Origin of the sequence: Cobetia sp. MC34 (assembly GCF_018340035.1) — a bacterium.
GTDB lineage: Bacteria > Pseudomonadota > Gammaproteobacteria > Pseudomonadales > Halomonadaceae > Cobetia > Cobetia amphilecti.
The window spans coordinates 64709-80872 of record NZ_JADPPY010000009.1 but is presented as its reverse complement, the minus strand read 5'-3'; the positions used below and the strand labels follow the sequence as shown (position 1 = coordinate 80872).

Here is a 16164-nt window from a genome sequence, read left to right as displayed (position 1 = left end):
TGTCGCAAGACACGACCCAATATGCAGCATGCTACATGTACCATAGCCGCTTAAGCGCGGACATGCCGGCCATCTCACTACGGGCCGCGGGCTGGCAGAGACTTGATCTGGGTCAATGCCTGCGCACGCTGCCCTCACTCATCGAGAACCTTGAGCGTCTTGTTGCGCTTGGCGCCGGGCTTGGCATGCCATGACAGGCGAATATCGAGGCGATGATGATCATCCTCTCGCCGCGCCGTGACCTTGAGGGTCATCAGGCCGCGCGGTGCCAGCCGTATCTCGCCGTCCTCATCGCGAAATGACAACAGTCCCTTGCCCAGCCCCTTGATGATGGCCTTGAGAATGCCCTGAACGCCATCGATGGACTGCAATGATTCATGTCGGAACAGCGACTTGTCCTGCTTGTCGTCTTTCACCTGCCTCTCCTGTGCGTGTATCAGGGCGCGTAGACCTTGACCTCGGGATGGTCATTGCTGATGCCGACGATGCGTCCACAGGCTTCTATCAGCGTCGCCCCCATGCCCACGCCATCCAGCCCTTCCTTGCGGCGTGAATTGCGATCCAGGGTGACGTCGCCCTCGATATGCAGAAGCCCGTGGCGCCAGCCCAGTTGCTGGCCCGCCTGATGATTGACGTGGCCATGCATCACGGCACGAATGCCGACCTTGTGCAGGCGCTTGACGCCTGCGGCGCTCAGCACCATGTCGCTCTTGCGATATTTGGTGCGCAGTACATTGGCCAGCTCACCGTAATAGAAGGTGAACGGGTCTTCGCGCAGGATGCGCCGGAATTCCTGATTGACCTGCGAGACCTTCTGGCGGCCGAGTCGTCTGGCGAAGGCATCATCCACGCCTGCATGGACATGCAGGAAGGCGCCACTGCGATAGGCAAGGCGCATCTCGTCGAAGAACCAGGCAAAGCGCCCGCCGGGCTTGAGAAACAGCTCGTGGGCCTTGAGCGCGGCGGCATAGGTCTGACGCAACGAGAGGCCATGTTTCTCACAGGCATGCTCGAAGCCATCGGCCTTGGCGCTCAGGCGAGTGATCTCCTTCTCCAGCGCCTCCCCCTTGAGCACATGGCCTGCCGATTTGCGAAACTGCTCCGCCCAGTCCGGCCCCGGGTACAGGCGTCGACGGCATTCACTTCGCGAGGGAATGCTCTTCATCGCCCGCGGTCTGTCCGCCAGATAGTGATCGAAGACTTCCTTTAGCAGCGCCAGCCCCTTGGCGCCCATGCGCACGAACAGATGATCGGTTCGCGCCGAATCATCATGACTCAGCCGCATCAGCGCCAGCATCAGCCGCATGTCGTGATTGCCCGCCAGCAACTTGAGGCGTGCCCCGCTGCGCATCAAGGTGCGCAGGGCTTCCAGCAGCTCCAGATTGCTGGGGCCCTTGTCGAGGCAGTCACCGCCGATGACGAAGACACTGCGCTTGCCCCGCGCCGTCAACACCAGGTTGTCCCGCGAGGTCAGGCGCACACCGCCACTGGCCACCAGAGACGCGATGAAGGCTTCCGCGTCGGCATGGGCATCGGAGATGAAGATGACATCGCGGCGTGGCCAGTCCTTGCTGCCCAGCTTGCGAGCGGCGCGGGACACCTTGTCACCGGCGCGCAGGTGCTGATGTGTCTCGGGCCACTGAGCCGCGTGACTGGGCAGCGCCTTCAGATAACGCGTCGGGCCTCGGTAACGCGGTACGGCGTCGCTCATGGGGGGACTGAGGGTCATTGGGCTATCTCCTTGTGGCATCTGCTTGCCTCGTTGAACTCACCGGCCTGTGGCAAGCAAGCGCCTTGCCGCTCCTTGGGGACCATCCTGGGGAATGTGGAATGAGGTCACGGGCACAGGGCGACAAGATTATGACCGTTTGATCACAGAAAGATGACAGACTCGTATCACGCTGATGCGCTGGCCTGCTTCTCTGCTGTCAATGACTCCGCCCATCTCCTGCTCTCCAGCACCCCGCCCGCTCCCGGCACTTCAGTACCCCGCCGGCTGGCCGCCAACTCAGTCCTGCGCGGGCTCGTGACGCTGGCGCACCTTCCACTCGCCAGCCACATGCCGCCATGACCCTGACGGGGTTTGCTCGATGACCACCGGCCGTGCATGGTGCATGCTCAGCCCGGCAATCTGGTCGAAGTCCAGCACGCCCAGCAGATGCGCCGCATGCCGCAGCGCCGCGCCATGGCCGACGACCAGTGTCAGCGTGGCGCCCGATGTGGGGGTTGATGTGGGAGCCGAGGCAGGAGCTGGTGGGGAAGCCGGCAACGAAGCAATGAAGTCGGCCACCCGCTGGCCGGCCTGCATCAGTGATTCAGCCCCTGGCAGCGGCAGGCGAAAGTGGCTGTTGGATTTCCAGTCGGCCGGCAGGAAATCCACGCGCGGGTCATGACGCACCGCTTCGGCGATCTGTGCCGTGGTCAGATTGGCGGCGCTGCCCAGACTGCGCTCCCACAGGGCATCATGTGCCATGAGCGAGAACTCACGCCCTGTCCTGTCACCCATGACCTCGTTCATCACCTGCGCCGTCTGCCAGGCACGCAACAGGCTGGAGGCATGTACCGTGCTGGCCGGTTGCCAGCCATGGGCCTGACACAGCATCAGCACTTCCTCGGCTCCCTCACGCGCCTGGCGCTCACCGCGACGGGTCAAGGGAAACGGCTGCAGCGCGCTCGGGGTATCAATCTGCTGGTGATAGTCGGCATGACGAATCAATGCCACACGTCGGATTGTCGGTTCATCAGTCATCGGCCGTCGCTCTTCCCGTCTTCACTCGGTATTGATTCATGCTAGCGGTCCTCGCCATGCGTCGCCTCGTACGGTGCTAGTGGCTCTAGTGGAACCAGTCTCCCGCGCTCACGTCGCCTGGCGCGACTGATCAAGCCGTGCCAGCAACGCCATGGCGGCGTGCCCCATCTCGTGGTTCTTCAACAGGCTCGGCACGACCTCCGCCGCCACCCAGCGCCGACTGCGATGCGGTTCCTCCCGCTCGCTCTCTTCCTGCTCATGCACGACTCTCACGGCGTGCAGACTGGCCTCGACAGGAGCGCCCCACTTCTCGTAACTGAATTCCAGCGCTGCGTGGTCCAGCGCCTCCGCCTCGATGCCCGCTTCCTCGCGGGCTTCCTTGAGCGCGGACTCAAGCGGACTCAGCCCCGGATCGACAATCCCCTTGGGCAGGCTCCAGTGACGATTGGAGGAAGAACCGATCAGCAGCACCTCCCACTGGGCATCGTCGCCCTCCCCCTGCAGACGACAGGGCAGGACGGCCGATTGGCGGTAGTAATAGGCGGGACGTTCGCGACGCTCCTCACCGGCCGGGAATGGCCAGGGGAAGCCATCCGGCAAGGCACGCACGCGCTGGATCAGCTCCAGACTCATCTGGCCGGAGCGCAGGTCTTCCCAGCGCCCCTCGAAGGTCAGCTTGACCACCGCCGCCGTCGGCAGCAGCTTGGTCTCCTTGGGCGGGCGCGGACGCTTGCCGGTCAGCCAGACCAGCGCATCTTCCAATGCCGGGTTATGGCCGATGATCATCAGTCGCTGCACGCTGTCCGGGCAGGCGCGCACTGTCTTGAGCAGCGGCGCCTCGTTCTCGCAGTAAAGCGCAGGCTTGAGCTCGATCATGTCGACGCCGAGGCCCATCGACTTCACGCACTTTTCCGCCGTGGCGCGCGCGCGAAGGGCCGGCGAGCTCAGGATGGCATCCGGCACCAGCGCCTCCTGGGCAAGCCAGGCTCCCATGCGCTGGGCGCCCCGCTTGCCGCGCTCCTTGAGGGGTCGATGGAAGTCGTCAGCTGCCACTGACCAGTCCGACTTTCCGTGGCGCATCAACAGCAGTTCACGACGCATGTTCAAGCCTCCAGCAAGGGGGTCAGGTGGTTCTCGACCAGCGCGGCGAAGTCCACGCGCCCGGTCACCTCAAGCACGCGGGTTGCCGCCAGGCGCTCCAGATACGGCGCGGGATCAAGGCTTGCGCCATTGGGCACGAAACGGCCATCCCGCTGCTGGTGGAAGGGCCCCGGTGTCTTCATCACCGCGCGTATCAGCGCTTCGCTGCGGCTGACCTCGATCTCGCGCACCTCTAGCGGCGCCTCGCTGCCACGCGTCCAGTTGAGTATCACCATGGCCGCAAGCTCGCCGCTGGCGCGGATACGCCCGGGGCCGTAGACGTCCTCGATGATCAGATCGTGCTTCTCTTCGAGATCCCATAGCGCTTCTTGCGGCATCGCTTCATAGCCTGCGATACGCGCGGGATCCAGCAGCGGGCGCAGACGCGGATTGTGGAGCATGGTACCGGGATTGATGCGTGGCAACTTGGCGACGCCGCGGGCACGCAGCGTTCCCTCCCGCCCCGGCCGGTCCAGGAACAGCCGGTCATTGCTGATGAAGTCGAACTCGGGATTGTCGAGCGCCTTCACCATGGTGGTGGACTTGCCGCCGCCCGAGAAGGCAGCGATGGCCACCGCGCGATCGCCCTTCGACAGCGCCGAGGCGTGACAGATCAAGCCGTCATTCTGCTGCAGATGCGACATGTGCAGATTGAGCAGGAAGTTGATCACCTGGCTTTCATTGTCTTCACAGGGCCCGAACGCCAGGTTGTGGTCGTTGCTGCGCAGAAAGGCCATGCCCGTGCGCACCTTGTGGATCAGGCGCCCGTCGGCCAGGTCGATGATGGCGTCCTTGCGGCGTGTCTTGCCGGGCTCCGGCATCCAATCGACGAAGGCCTCGGGCACGATGCCGAGCCTTGCTGCCGCTGGCGTGTCCTTGAGGGCCGGCGCCTCGAGCACATGCACGAGCCTGGCTCCCCCCGGCACAGTGTCGAGCGCCACGAGGCGCGCGCAATGGCGGAAATATGTCGCCAGACGTTGCAGCAGCCGCGGCATGTCCGTCATCACGCACAGGCGGAAGTCATCCACCTCGAACAACAGCGCCTCGCTCAGGCACTGGCGCGACGGCGTCAGCGCCGTGAAGCAGGCGGCGGCCGTCCACTCTGCAAAGGGCAGCGTGGCAAGGCTGGCCGGGCTGTCACAGGTCGTCGCGTTCATGCCAGACACTCCATCACGTGATCGAGATAGGCGGCTGCCGCATCGACACCGGCACCTTCCAGCGCCCCGCGGAAGCCACCGAAGGCCGAGACCTCGAAGATGATCGGGCCATCGTCGGTCAGCGCGACATCGACGGTGGTGAAGTCGAGCTTGAACGGTGCCTGGGCACGCTGCGCCAGCGCGATCAGCTCCTCAGAGGGCTCGAAGGGCGCGTACTTGCCACCGGCATGGATGGTGGTATTCCAGGCATCGCCCCCACTGACGCGGGCGTAGCTGCACAGATAACGGCCACCGACGAAGACCATGCCGTAATCCTGCCCCGGCAGGTCAAGGCGCTGCTGCAGATACATCATCGGGTGCTCGGCGACGAACTCACGCACGGCAGCTTCCAGCGCGGCATCATCGCCGGTGTTCTCGATGATGCACATGCCCCGTGCCTTGGTGGAGAAAAGCGGCTTGAAGACGGCGGCCTTGAAGCGCTTGACGGCCTCGCAGGCCGCCGTCACGTCTTCGGTGACCAGCGTGGCAGGCATCGGGATATCGGCATTGGCCAGCGTGACGGTGCAGCTCAGGCGGTCGATCAGGCGAATCATGCTCTCCGCGCTGCTGAAGACGCGCACGCCCCTGGCTTCGGCGACACGCAACAGCTCCAGGCGGTCCAGGCTGCCCGGGGAATATTCCGCGCTGATCTTCTTGACGATCAGGGCATCCAGCTCGGTCAGGTCATGACGCACCCCGGCAGAGTCACGGAATTCGAGGCAGTTGCGGGTCAGATTCAGCGAGACGGCCGCCATGTCGATCACGAGACGAAAGCCCGTCCGTGCTTCGATGGCATCCGCCAGCACTTCGGTCGACCACTTGCCGGGAATACCCACGACGCCAATCTTGAAATCAGTCAACGAACAACTCCTCCAGGGGAATACGGTAATCGGCCGGCCGTTCAGGGTCGGCGCCAAGCACATGCTCGAGTATAAAGCGTGCGCGGTTGAACATGCGCCCTGCCAGCCCGGCATCGAGGATGAAACGTGTCGAGGTGGCAAAGGAGCGCGCCAGGCCAAGTGCCAGACGCCATTCAAAGGTGGTATCGCCCTGCTCATGGGCAAAGCGACGCATCTGCTGACCGAAACTCAGGGCCAGCGCCAGAATACGGGCCCGCAGCGCCGCATCCGTCAATTGCAGACGGTAATGGGACACCATGTGCACGGACACGTCCTGCACATAGTCCTGATAGGCCGAGCGGTGAAGATCGATGAAGCGGATGCTCTGCTTCGCCGGATCGAAGAGGATGTTGTCGACATTGAAGTCGCCGTGGATATAGACGGCGAAGGGAGCCTCGAGCGAACGTTCCAGACCTGCGGCCTGCTCGATCAACGCTTCCAGCGAGGGCATCTCGCGCCCACACAGCGAGGCACCGCAGTGGCGAAATTCCGGATGGATCTGATAGACATCACTCAGCCGCTTGAGTAGCTGGCGCATGTGCCCTGCAGTGACCGGCTTGTCGCGGCGGGTGGTGGCCCACACCGAGTGTAGCGTCTCGACCAGCGCCTGCTGGGCGGTACGATTGAGGCGTGACGATTCGTTGATCAACAGATGCTCGAGGGTCATGCCCGGCAGGTGCTCGATCAAGAGTGCCGCGCTGTCGCCCTGCTGATGATGCGAGAGGATGCGGGGGGCGATGCCGGGATAGATGTCGTGCCAGCGCTCGACGCCCTGACGCTCCTCCTCGACCTTGCGCCCCAGGCCATCCTTGAAGATGGCCAGATACTCCGGTGAGGTCAGCGGCAGATCGCCGGTTGGCTTGCGGTCCTTGGATTTGCGGTCCTTGGATTTGCTGCCCTTTGACTCGCTCGCGTCAGTCTTGCGGTCCTTTGACTTGCTGCCCTTTTGCTTGCTGCCCCCTGACTCGCCAGCCTTGCTGCCCTTTTGCTTGTCGTTGGCCGGCCTGCCCTTGTCATTGCCCTTGTCACTGACCTTCTCGACAGCCCTCTCATTGGGCTTCTCGCTAGCAATCCCCGAGATCCGGCTGCCGGAACGTGTCTCGGCCAAAGTGTCGACGCGCATCTCGCCCGCCGTCTGACTGCCATCACCGAGTTCATTGACCAGGTGGGTCAGCGAGGCATAGCGCTCGAAGTTGAGTGACTGACCGAGGGTTGCCGAGATGATCGCCTCACCCAGCTGCCCCAGCACCTCGCCCATCTGGCTGATTTCCCGAGCCACGAACAGCAGATGTGTCAGGTCTTCGGCGGGAGCGCGCTTCTTCTTGAGCTGGCCGGTGAGTGCCCGGATGCGACCTTCACTGTCCCGCTTCAGCTTCTCGCGACTGCGCGCGAGCTTCAGGGCCAGGGACAGGGAGCCGTTCTCCAGAGACATCTCGCTGCGCAGAATGCCGCGACGCACACGGCGCAGCGACTTGACCAGCACGACATCATCGACCAGCTGGACATCATCGACGCGAATCAGCTGCTCCAGACAACTGCGCGCCAGCTCACTGAGCCGTGCCAGACCACTGGCGACCTCGACCAGGCTCTGATGGAAGCGGGCCCGCGCGTGCGAGCGCTTGTGGTTTCGGGCTTCAGGGCATGCCTGTTCGATACGCTGGCAGAGGTTCTCGGCGTACCCCTGGCGCTCCAGCAGCTTGCGCGCCATGGCCGCCGTCGGCGCGGACACGAACGCCTGCAGCCAGCCATATTGGCTATCCACTTCCGAACACAGAAATCGAAGGTTGTCGCGCGTGCTTTCAGGCCAGGCCTGATCCATGCCATCTCTCCATCCACTGGGGAATCATCCCAATATCCCAGTATTCCAAGCAAAGATGACAATCAGCGACACACGCTGGATCAATCATCTATTTCGCTCACGACCGACCAGAAACATTCTCCTTCAATGAATTCCACCCTCCAGACGCTTCCCACTAGACGTATCGCTTATAGCTGGGCAAGACCGGATTCGGCGACAGTAGCGCAAGGGACCAAATCAGCCTCGCGCTACTCACCACAGATGGAGTTCGGAATGACCATTACCTGCATCAATGATCTGCAACGCCTGGCGAAACGCCGCGTGCCGAAGATGTTCTACGACTATGCCGATTCCGGCTCGTGGACGGAGTCCACCTATCGGGCCAACGAGGCCGACTTCGCCGCGATCGGACTGCGCCAACGGGTGATGGTCGACATGGACAATCGCACTCTGCGCACGAAGATGCTCGGCGAGGAGGTGGCCATGCCGGTGGCGATCGCGCCGACTGGCCTGACCGGCATGCAGCATGCCGATGGCGAGATGCTGGCCGCGCGCGCAGCGAGTGACTTCGGTATTCCCTTCACGCTCTCGACCATGAGCATCTGCTCCATCGAGGACGTCGCGTCCGTCAGCTCACGGCCCTTCTGGTTCCAGCTTTACGTGATGCGTGACAAGGATTATATCGGGCGGCTGATCGATCGCGCCAAGGCAGCGGAGTGTTCCGCGCTGGTACTCACCGCTGACCTGCAGATCATCGGCCAGCGCCACAAGGACCTGATCAATGGCCTTAGCGTGCCCCCTCGCCCCACCGTGGCGACCGTGCTCGATCTGGCCACCAAGTGGCGCTGGTGTGCCGGCATGCTCAAGACGAAGCGCCATACCTTCGGCAATATCGCCGGACATGTGAAGGATGCTGGTAACCTTAGCTCCCTCTCGAAATGGACCGCCAGCCAATTCGATCCCAGCCTGAGCTGGGACGACATCAAGTGGATCAAGGACCGCTGGGGCGGCAAGCTGATCATCAAGGGCATCATGGAGCCGGAAGATGCCGAGTTGGCCGTGCAGGCGGGCGCCGATGCGGTGATCGTCTCCAATCACGGCGGACGTCAGCTGGATGGTGCCGCCTCCTCCATCTCCGCCCTACCGGACATTCTCGCGGCAGTCGGCGACAGGACAGAGGTCCACATGGACGGCGGCATCCGCTCCGGACAGGATGTGCTCAAGGCGGTGGCGATGGGTGCCCAGGGCGTCTATCTGGGGCGCGCCTTCCTCTATGGTCTCGGCGCCATGGGCGAAAAAGGCGTGACCAAGTCCCTGGAGATCATACACAAGGAACTCGACACCACGCTGGCCCTGTGCGGACTACGTGATATCCACGACGTGGACACGCGAATTCTCAGGCCCGGCACCTATCCACTGGCCAGCTCGCAGAGTGGAGCCGAAGCAGCGCGAGAATCACGCCGCAGGGTGCCTCATGACCCGCTGGGCACGACCTCCTGAACACGACCTCCTGAACACGACGGCGGAGCAATGACGCCCTGAAAAGCACAAGGCCGACATGCACCAGTGGAATCCACCACGGCACATGTCGGCCTGTCATCACTGGGCGGCGAATCTCTTAAGGCTCACTCAAGAGTCACTCAAGACCCGCTCAAGGCACACTCAAGATCCGCTCAAGACTCAGTGCACCTTGAGACGCGGCCCCATACTTCGGCGTAGTACGTCACTGACCACCTCGGCGGAGCCCTTCAACGGCCCCAGCAGCAGGAACTGGTGCTGGCGCTGCAGCCCTTGATAGGCGGCGCGCGCAAAGCGTCCTCTCACCTGCAGATCATCATTGCCCTTGCTGCCTTGGGCATTGCCAAGCTTGTCACTCAACTTGCCGCTGAGCTCACCGACGCTGCCGGCGCTGGAGAGTGACAGCAAGGTACCGCGGTCCTTGAACTCGAAGGCCTGAGCCGGCTCACCCTGCTGGCGACGCGGCAGTTCATCGGCGAGAAACTCGGCCTGCTCGCTGGCCACCTGAGCGGTGGGCGGCAGCGGTGCCTCATCGATGTTGGCACAATCGCCCAGCGCGAAGATGCTGTCGTGGCCGAGACATTGAAGCCCGGGGGTCACCGTGAATTGACGCTTCTTGTTGCTTTCCAGGGCATCGATTTCCTCGACGATGGCAGGCCCGACACGCCCTGCCGCCCAGACCACCAGATCCGCGTCCCGCGTCACCGACTCATCGCCTTCACTGATCTCGACACTGCCGGAGGACACCTTGGCGACCTGACGAGACAGTTCGATCTTGATGCCCTGCTCCTCGAGTCGCTGATGGATCGACTCGCGCAGTTCCTGTGTGACACCGGGCATGAAGGTCTCGGTGGCCTCGAGAATCGTGATCTCGACCTTCGCGCCCTTGGGTGCAGGGGCGTCATGCATGCCACGCGCCTCATGCAGGTAGGCGGCCAGTTCGACACCGGTGGCACCGGAGCCGACGATCACCACCTGATACGGCCGCCCCGGGGACTCCTTGGCACTATCTTGCGTGCTTCCCTCAGCGCCAACCTGAGCGCCGCCCTGGGTGGCTGACACGCCAGCATCGCCTGTAGGTGCTGTTTCCATCGCCACATGGTTGGCCAGCAGGCCACGCGAGAACTGCTGGGCGATGCGCTCGGCGTCGTCAGGGGAATCCAGCAGGCAGGCATGCTCCAGCACACCCTCGACCCCCATGTCCGGCGTCACACCGCCCAGGGCCAGCACCAGCTGACGATAGCCCCTGACGCGCGCCGGCACCTCGGCGCTCGCGTGATCTTCCCTGCCCGGGATCGCGGCCAGGGTGATCTGGCGCTGTTCAGGCTCCACGCTCGCGAGTGTGCCGCACTCATAGCGGAACCCCCACTGCTCGGCCAGACCGGCATACCCCAGCTCATCGACCTGACGCCGCCCGAGGCCCGCCGCGATCTCATGCAGTCGTGGCTTCCAAACGTGACTGGTGTCACGGTCTATCAGCAAGATGTCCTTGTGGCCTGCCTTGGCAAGGCGAACCGCCAGCTCCAGTCCGCCGGCACCGCCACCGACGATGACGATATCGGCGTCGCGCGTTCGCTGAGGATCATGCGTTTCCATAGGGGCCTCCTTTAGCGGGGTCGAATATGGAAACCTTATGTCAGACCAGATGCTTTTCAAGACTGACACGCATGACTTCGCCAATGCGCTGCCTTTGATGCGACGCATCATCGGCGTAATCGCCTGCGCAACGCTTGAGGCCACCTTGGGGTTTGACAGCGCTCGAGTCCGCGACTAAAGCTTATTTATACGAATAAATATAACTGACTCGCTGCCGCTCAGGACATCGCATGCCGACATCGCCTTCCCCCCTGGACACTTCACGCGCCAGCACCAGTGCCAACGCCTCCGGCGCCCACCTGCCCAAGCGGCAGAAGCTGGCCGAGCTGATCAGTGATGATCTGAGGCGCAGCATCGTGCGCGATGGGTTGAGCGAAGGCGACCGGCTGCCCAACGAGAAGGCGCTGATGGCCCAGTACGGCTGCGCCAAGGGCACGCTGCGCGAAGCCCTCAAGATTCTCGAGGTCGAGGGCTTGATCACCCTGAAGACGGGGCCCAATGGCGGCGCCGTGCTCAATGCGCCGAGCATGGAGCCGGCCAGCCGCATGCTGAGGAGCTTCCTGCATTTCAAGACGCTCAATGGTGCCCAGGTCTATCAGTTACGCCGACTGCTGGAAGTCGAGATGGCGGTCTCGGTGGTGGGCCTGCTCAGCGAAGAGGACCTGGTGGCGCTCGAAAACAATGTCCATGACTGCAGTTGCCACCAGCCACAGGAAGAGGACCAGCGGCGCCAGCGCTTCCTGGAAATCGAATTCCACCAGGTACTGGCCCGCGCCTGCCCCAACCCGCTGCTCAGCTTCATGTGCCAGTTCCTCAACGACATGCTGCATGAGCTGGTCGTCATCAAGAAGGCCTACCTGCCGGAGCGCAAGCAGTTCGATCAGGCCAATCAGCATTACCACTCGGGCCTGATCACGGCGTTTCGCCACGAGGACCATGAGCAGGTCAGACAGCTCATGACAGAACACATGCAGGATGCCGAGCACCACATGACGGCACTCGAGGTGGAAATGGCCGACCAGTTGCTCGTCACCCCCGCGCAACTGATGGCCGACAGCAGAACCTGACCCGAAGCCGCAGCCGAAGCCTGGACCGAAACAAGAGCAGGACCGAGAGCGGAGCCGAAACAAGAGCGGAACCGAGACCGGAAGCACAACAACAATATCCAAGAGAGGATGAAGCCGATGACCACTGCCCAGATGGACACATCGCCCGCGAATACCCTGAGCGAGCTGCGTACCGACAGCGATCGCCTGTGGCAATCACTGATGACCCTGGCTGAGCTGGGCGCCACGCCCAAGGGCGGCGTCAACCGCCAGGCGCTGACCGAGCTGGACCGCCAGGCACGCGACCTCTTCATTCAATGGTGCAAGGCCGAGGGCTGCACGATCCGTATCGATGCCATCGGCAACATCTTCGCGCGTCGCGCCGGCACCGACCCGGACGCGCCGGCGGTGATGACCGGCAGCCACATCGACACCCAGCCGACCGGCGGCAAGTTCGATGGCTGCTTCGGGGTGATGGCCGGGCTTGAGGTCCTGCGCAGCCTCAACCAGCACGACATCAAGACCCGCTGCCCGGTGGAAGTGGTGGTCTGGACCAATGAAGAAGGCTGTCGCTTCGCGCCCTGCATGATGGGGTCCGGCGTGCATACCGGCCAGTTGTCACTGCATGAGATGCTCGCCCAGAAGGACAGCGACGGCGTGACCGCCGGTGAGGCACTGGATTCCATCGGCTATCGCGGCAGTGATGAGATCCCCCGCGAGAACGTACGCGCCTTCTTCGAGAGCCACATCGAGCAGGGCCCGATTCTGGAAGATGAAGAGACCACCATCGGCGTGGTGATGGGCGCGCTGGGCCAGCGCTGGTTCGATCTGACCCTGACCGGTCAGGAGGCGCACGCGGGCCCCACGCCCATGTCACTGCGCCAGGACGCCATGCTTGGCGCGGCCGAGATCACCGTCGCCGTCAATCGCATCGCCATCGATCACGCGCCGCACGGTCGCGGTACCGTGGGTGTGATGCAGGTCCACCCGGGCTCGCGCAACGTCATCCCCGGGCAGGTCAACATGACCATCGACCTGCGCTCGCTGGAACCCGACTCCCTCACCGCAATGGTCGCGGAGCTGAAAGAAGTCGTCGAAGCCGTCAGTCAGCGGCATCGTCTGACCTACGAGCTCACCCCCACCGCCGACTTCGTGCCGGAACACTTCGCCGACAACTGCGTGAACGCGGTGCGCAACGCCGCCAGCCAGCTCGGCTACTCGCATCTCGACATCGTCAGCGGCGCCGGCCACGACGCCATCTTCATGGGCCGTATCGCTCCCGCCGGCATGATCTTCGTCCCCTGCGAAGGCGGCATCAGCCACAACGAGATCGAGAACGCCGCGCCCAAGGACCTGCACGCCGGCTGCAACGTGCTCTTCCATGCGATGCTCGATCAGGCCGAGATCGTCAGCTGAGGAGAAATTTCCCTCCCACAGATGACAAGACGCCCCGCTCGATAGGTCATCGAGCGGGGCGTCTTGTGTCTGGCGCTGTGCATAGCCAATCCGTGCGACCCGCCATGAGCCGCTATTGCAGAGACCGCTTCCAGAGACTCTCGATGCTGTCCATCTCCGCCGGCCCGAACAGCGCCTCGGGTTCGCCGCGGTACCAGGCCCAGAGCTGATCACCGAAATCGAAGTGCCACCATTCGCTGGGCAGATTGGTGAACCCGGCCTCGGTCATGACGTGATAGAGCAGACGCCGGTTGTCGCGTGCCTCGGCCTGGGGCGTATCGCCGGCAGGCGGATGGCGCTCGAAATGATCGGCGTGGGACTCGGGTGTCGCCTCGTCGAACAGCGTCCCCATCTCGAGCAGCAAGCCGTCGGCGTCACACAGGGTGACATCGACGGCGCCACCGGTGAGATGCGGACTCGGCGCGTCCGGGTCACGGCTGGGCAGCGAGACGAATTCGCGCGTACGCGCCAGCAGCTGCTCCTCATCAAGCTCGGGGTCATGCGTCTTGAGCGACTGATATAGCGTCTCGAACAGATACTGCTGCACCCGCCAGGGTCGCCAGCCATCCATCACCACCAACGACAGCCCTTGCGGCAAGGCGCGCGCGGCCTGCAACAGGCGCTGATACACCGCGCGCCGCACGAGACATTCATTGACCGCCCCGGGGATACCGAGGCGCGCGTAGGCAGGATAGACCTTCAGACATGACGGCCCGAGGCTGGTCGGCACCAGAGTACTGTCACAACCCTTGACGGGAATTCGGGTGACCTGCGTCCAGTCCGGCTCGTCATGACTCGGGATGGGGGGAATTGGGCGATTCAATGTTGACGTCATGAGTTGTTATCCAGACAGGGTCGGCAACCACAGGGTAAGAGGCGGGAAGATGATCAGCATCAGCAGCACCGCGACCGCCAACAGCACGAACGGCCAGATGGTGCGAAACAGCGAGGTGATCTCGAGCTTGCTGACCGCGGCGGCCACGAACACGCAGGCGCCCATCGGCGGCGTGATCAGCGCGATGGTGATATTGAGCGTGATGATGACCCCCAGGTGCACGGGGTCGATGCCGGCGGCCATGGCCACGGGCACGAAGATCGGCGTCAGCAGCATCAAGGCCGAGACTTCCTCCATGAACATGCCGGTGACGAAGGTGATGGCGCTGAGCAGCAGCAGGATCAGGATCGGGCTGTCGATATAGGGTGTCAGCAATGCCACGAACTGATTGGGCACCTGGGCATAGGACAGCAGCCAGCTGACGATGGACGACACCGCCATGATCACGAAGATGGCGCTGGTCAGGCGCGCCGTGTCCTTGATGGCACCCCACACATCGACAAGCTTGAGCGGCCCCTGGCACAAGCCGCAGAGCAGGACATAGGCCACGATCAAGGCGCCGGATTCGGTCGGGGTCACGATGCCCAGCACGATACCGGAGACGATGATTACCGGTGCCACCAGCGCAGGCAGTGCCCCGATGACCGCCGCGATCACTTCGCGACGTGCCGGTGCCTGACCGCGCGCCTGCAGACCATGACGCCGGGCATACCAGGCATTCATCGCCATGAATGCCACCGCCAGCACCAGACCGGGTACGACACCGGCGAGGAACAGGCTGCCCACGGAGGTATTGGTCAGCGAGGCGTAGAGGATCATGAAGATGCTGGGTGGGATGATCGGCCCGATCAACGAGCTGCCCGCCGTCAGACCTGCGGCAAAGGAAGTCGAATAGCCCTCCTTGCGCATGGCCGGCACCAGCAGCGAGCCCAGTGCGGAGGTATCGGCGACCGCCGAGCCATTGACGCCAGCGAAGAACACGCTGGAAACGACGTTGACATGACCCATGCCACCGCGCAGATGTCCGACCATCAGGCGTGCCAGGCGCATGAGGCGTTCGGTCAGGCCACTGATGTTCATCAGGTTGCCGGCGAGAATGAACAGCGGAATCGCCATCAACGAGAAGGCATTGATGCCACCGAAGAACTGCTGTGGCCCGAGGCGCTCCAGCATCGAAATATCGACGAACAGAAAGCCGGTCACGGCGGTGACGAGCAGGGAGAGAAACAGCGGCAGGCCCAGCAGCACGTGCACGACGAAGATGGCCAACATTGCCCAGATCATGAGCGTGGCCCTCCTGTCCTGTCATCGTGTGTCGCAGACTCGTCGACCTCCTCGTCCGGCGCGATCTCAAGCGTCGGGGATGTCAGCGGCCGTGGGCCATGCAGCAGGACCTGCACCGTGATCAGCGCGAAGCCGATCGGCATCGACAGCATCGGCACGCTGCGGCTGACGCCCAACCCCATGGTGCGGAACATGCTTGCCGACATGGCGTAGTGCCAGGTCATCCAGGTCGCGCCCGCCATCAGAACGAGCGTCAGCCACCACTGGTAATGGATCAGCGCCGTGGCCATGCGCGGAGGCAGACGCCGTTCCAGCAGCGCCACGCGCATGTGCGCCCCTTCTGCCCAGACGACGCCGATCGCCAGCATGACACTGGCGATGATGAGATAGCGGGTCAGCTCATCGACCCAGATGGGCGCGCCGCCCAGTACATAGCGCATCACCACGCCGTAAAGCATGATCAGCACCGTGGAAGCCAGCAATACTGCCGCTATCGCCAGTGTCACGCGGCCACAGGCAAGCAGCAGGCCTTCCCGCAGGGAAGACTGTCGTGAAGGAGTCATGGAAGTCATTTACCGCAATCCACCAGCAAGGAGGGAAATTCAGAGCCTCGATGCCCGGACTGTCATTGCCCGGGCACCGGGTACC

The 16164-nt window shown here is 63.3% G+C and carries 14 protein-coding genes; 3 read left to right on the top strand and 11 right to left on the bottom strand.

Translation table 11 applies throughout. From position 1 onward, the window contains the following. Positions 1-134: 134 nt before the first annotated feature. From IZU87_RS07085 to IZU87_RS07055, 7 genes are all read right to left on the bottom strand, one after another. A complete protein-coding gene (locus IZU87_RS07085; RefSeq protein WP_197738729.1) occupies positions 135-416 on the bottom strand; it encodes an amphi-Trp domain-containing protein in 282 nt (93 codons plus the stop codon). Between the two features lie 20 nt (positions 417-436). Continuing rightward, positions 437-1729: a metallophosphoesterase gene (locus IZU87_RS07080; RefSeq protein ID WP_054555997.1), complete on the bottom strand. Its 1293-nt coding sequence runs from the start codon at positions 1727-1729 to the stop codon at positions 437-439. Positions 1730-2008: 279 nt separating this feature from the next. Continuing rightward, the gene (locus IZU87_RS07075; RefSeq protein WP_153635630.1) at positions 2009-2749 is read right to left on the bottom strand and encodes a histidine phosphatase family protein; all 741 of its coding nucleotides are present in this window, start codon (positions 2747-2749) and stop codon (positions 2009-2011) included. A 108-nt stretch (positions 2750-2857) separates the two neighbouring features. Then, positions 2858-3850 carry an NUDIX domain-containing protein gene (locus IZU87_RS07070; protein ID WP_213114117.1) on the bottom strand — a complete coding sequence of 331 codons (993 nt, stop codon included), beginning with the start codon at positions 3848-3850 and terminating at the stop codon, positions 2858-2860. Positions 3851-3852: 2 nt separating this feature from the next. Continuing rightward, the gene (locus IZU87_RS07065) at positions 3853-5046 is read right to left on the bottom strand and encodes an HprK-related kinase B (RefSeq protein ID WP_213114116.1); all 1194 of its coding nucleotides are present in this window, start codon (positions 5044-5046) and stop codon (positions 3853-3855) included. Then, the gene (locus IZU87_RS07060; RefSeq protein WP_153635627.1) at positions 5043-5945 is read right to left on the bottom strand and encodes a GAK system ATP-grasp enzyme; all 903 of its coding nucleotides are present in this window, start codon (positions 5943-5945) and stop codon (positions 5043-5045) included. Before IZU87_RS07060 ends, IZU87_RS07065 begins: the two co-directional genes overlap by 4 nt. Then, positions 5938-7803: an aminoglycoside phosphotransferase family protein gene (locus IZU87_RS07055; protein WP_213114115.1), complete on the bottom strand. Its 1866-nt coding sequence runs from the start codon at positions 7801-7803 to the stop codon at positions 5938-5940. Before IZU87_RS07055 ends, IZU87_RS07060 begins: the two co-directional genes overlap by 8 nt. Before the next feature lie 252 nt (positions 7804-8055). Here IZU87_RS07055 and IZU87_RS07050 point away from each other — a divergent pair, with 252 nt between their 5' ends. Then, complete coding sequence (locus tag IZU87_RS07050) at positions 8056-9282, top strand: alpha-hydroxy acid oxidase (RefSeq protein WP_197738728.1); 1227 nt, start codon at positions 8056-8058, stop codon at positions 9280-9282. Positions 9283-9462: 180 nt separating this feature from the next. Here the strand turns inward: IZU87_RS07050 and IZU87_RS07045 are convergent, their stop codons facing one another. Beyond that, positions 9463-10896: an NAD(P)/FAD-dependent oxidoreductase gene (locus tag IZU87_RS07045; protein ID WP_213114114.1), complete on the bottom strand. Its 1434-nt coding sequence runs from the start codon at positions 10894-10896 to the stop codon at positions 9463-9465. 230 nt (positions 10897-11126) lie between these two features. On the opposite strand from IZU87_RS07045, the gene IZU87_RS07040 reads away from it, so the two are divergent. Beyond that, positions 11127-11963 (top strand): FadR/GntR family transcriptional regulator, encoded by an 837-nt coding sequence (locus IZU87_RS07040; protein WP_153635623.1) that lies wholly within the window; start codon positions 11127-11129, stop codon positions 11961-11963. 117 nt (positions 11964-12080) lie between these two features. Further along, the gene (locus IZU87_RS07035) at positions 12081-13358 is read left to right on the top strand and encodes a Zn-dependent hydrolase (protein WP_213114113.1); all 1278 of its coding nucleotides are present in this window, start codon (positions 12081-12083) and stop codon (positions 13356-13358) included. Between the two features lie 112 nt (positions 13359-13470). On the opposite strand, the gene IZU87_RS07030 is transcribed toward IZU87_RS07035, so the two are convergent. From IZU87_RS07030 to IZU87_RS07020, 3 genes are read right to left on the bottom strand one after another with little or no spacing between them, the layout of a single operon-like run. Next, a complete protein-coding gene (locus tag IZU87_RS07030; RefSeq protein WP_153635621.1) occupies positions 13471-14232 on the bottom strand; it encodes a M15 family metallopeptidase in 762 nt (253 codons plus the stop codon). A 6-nt stretch (positions 14233-14238) separates the two neighbouring features. Next, complete coding sequence (locus IZU87_RS07025; protein ID WP_153635620.1) at positions 14239-15516, bottom strand: TRAP transporter large permease; 1278 nt, start codon at positions 15514-15516, stop codon at positions 14239-14241. Beyond that, positions 15513-16079 carry a TRAP transporter small permease gene (locus IZU87_RS07020; RefSeq protein ID WP_213114112.1) on the bottom strand — a complete coding sequence of 189 codons (567 nt, stop codon included), beginning with the start codon at positions 16077-16079 and terminating at the stop codon, positions 15513-15515. The genes IZU87_RS07025 and IZU87_RS07020 overlap by 4 nt, the downstream gene beginning before the upstream one ends. Positions 16080-16164: the final 85 nt, after the last annotated feature.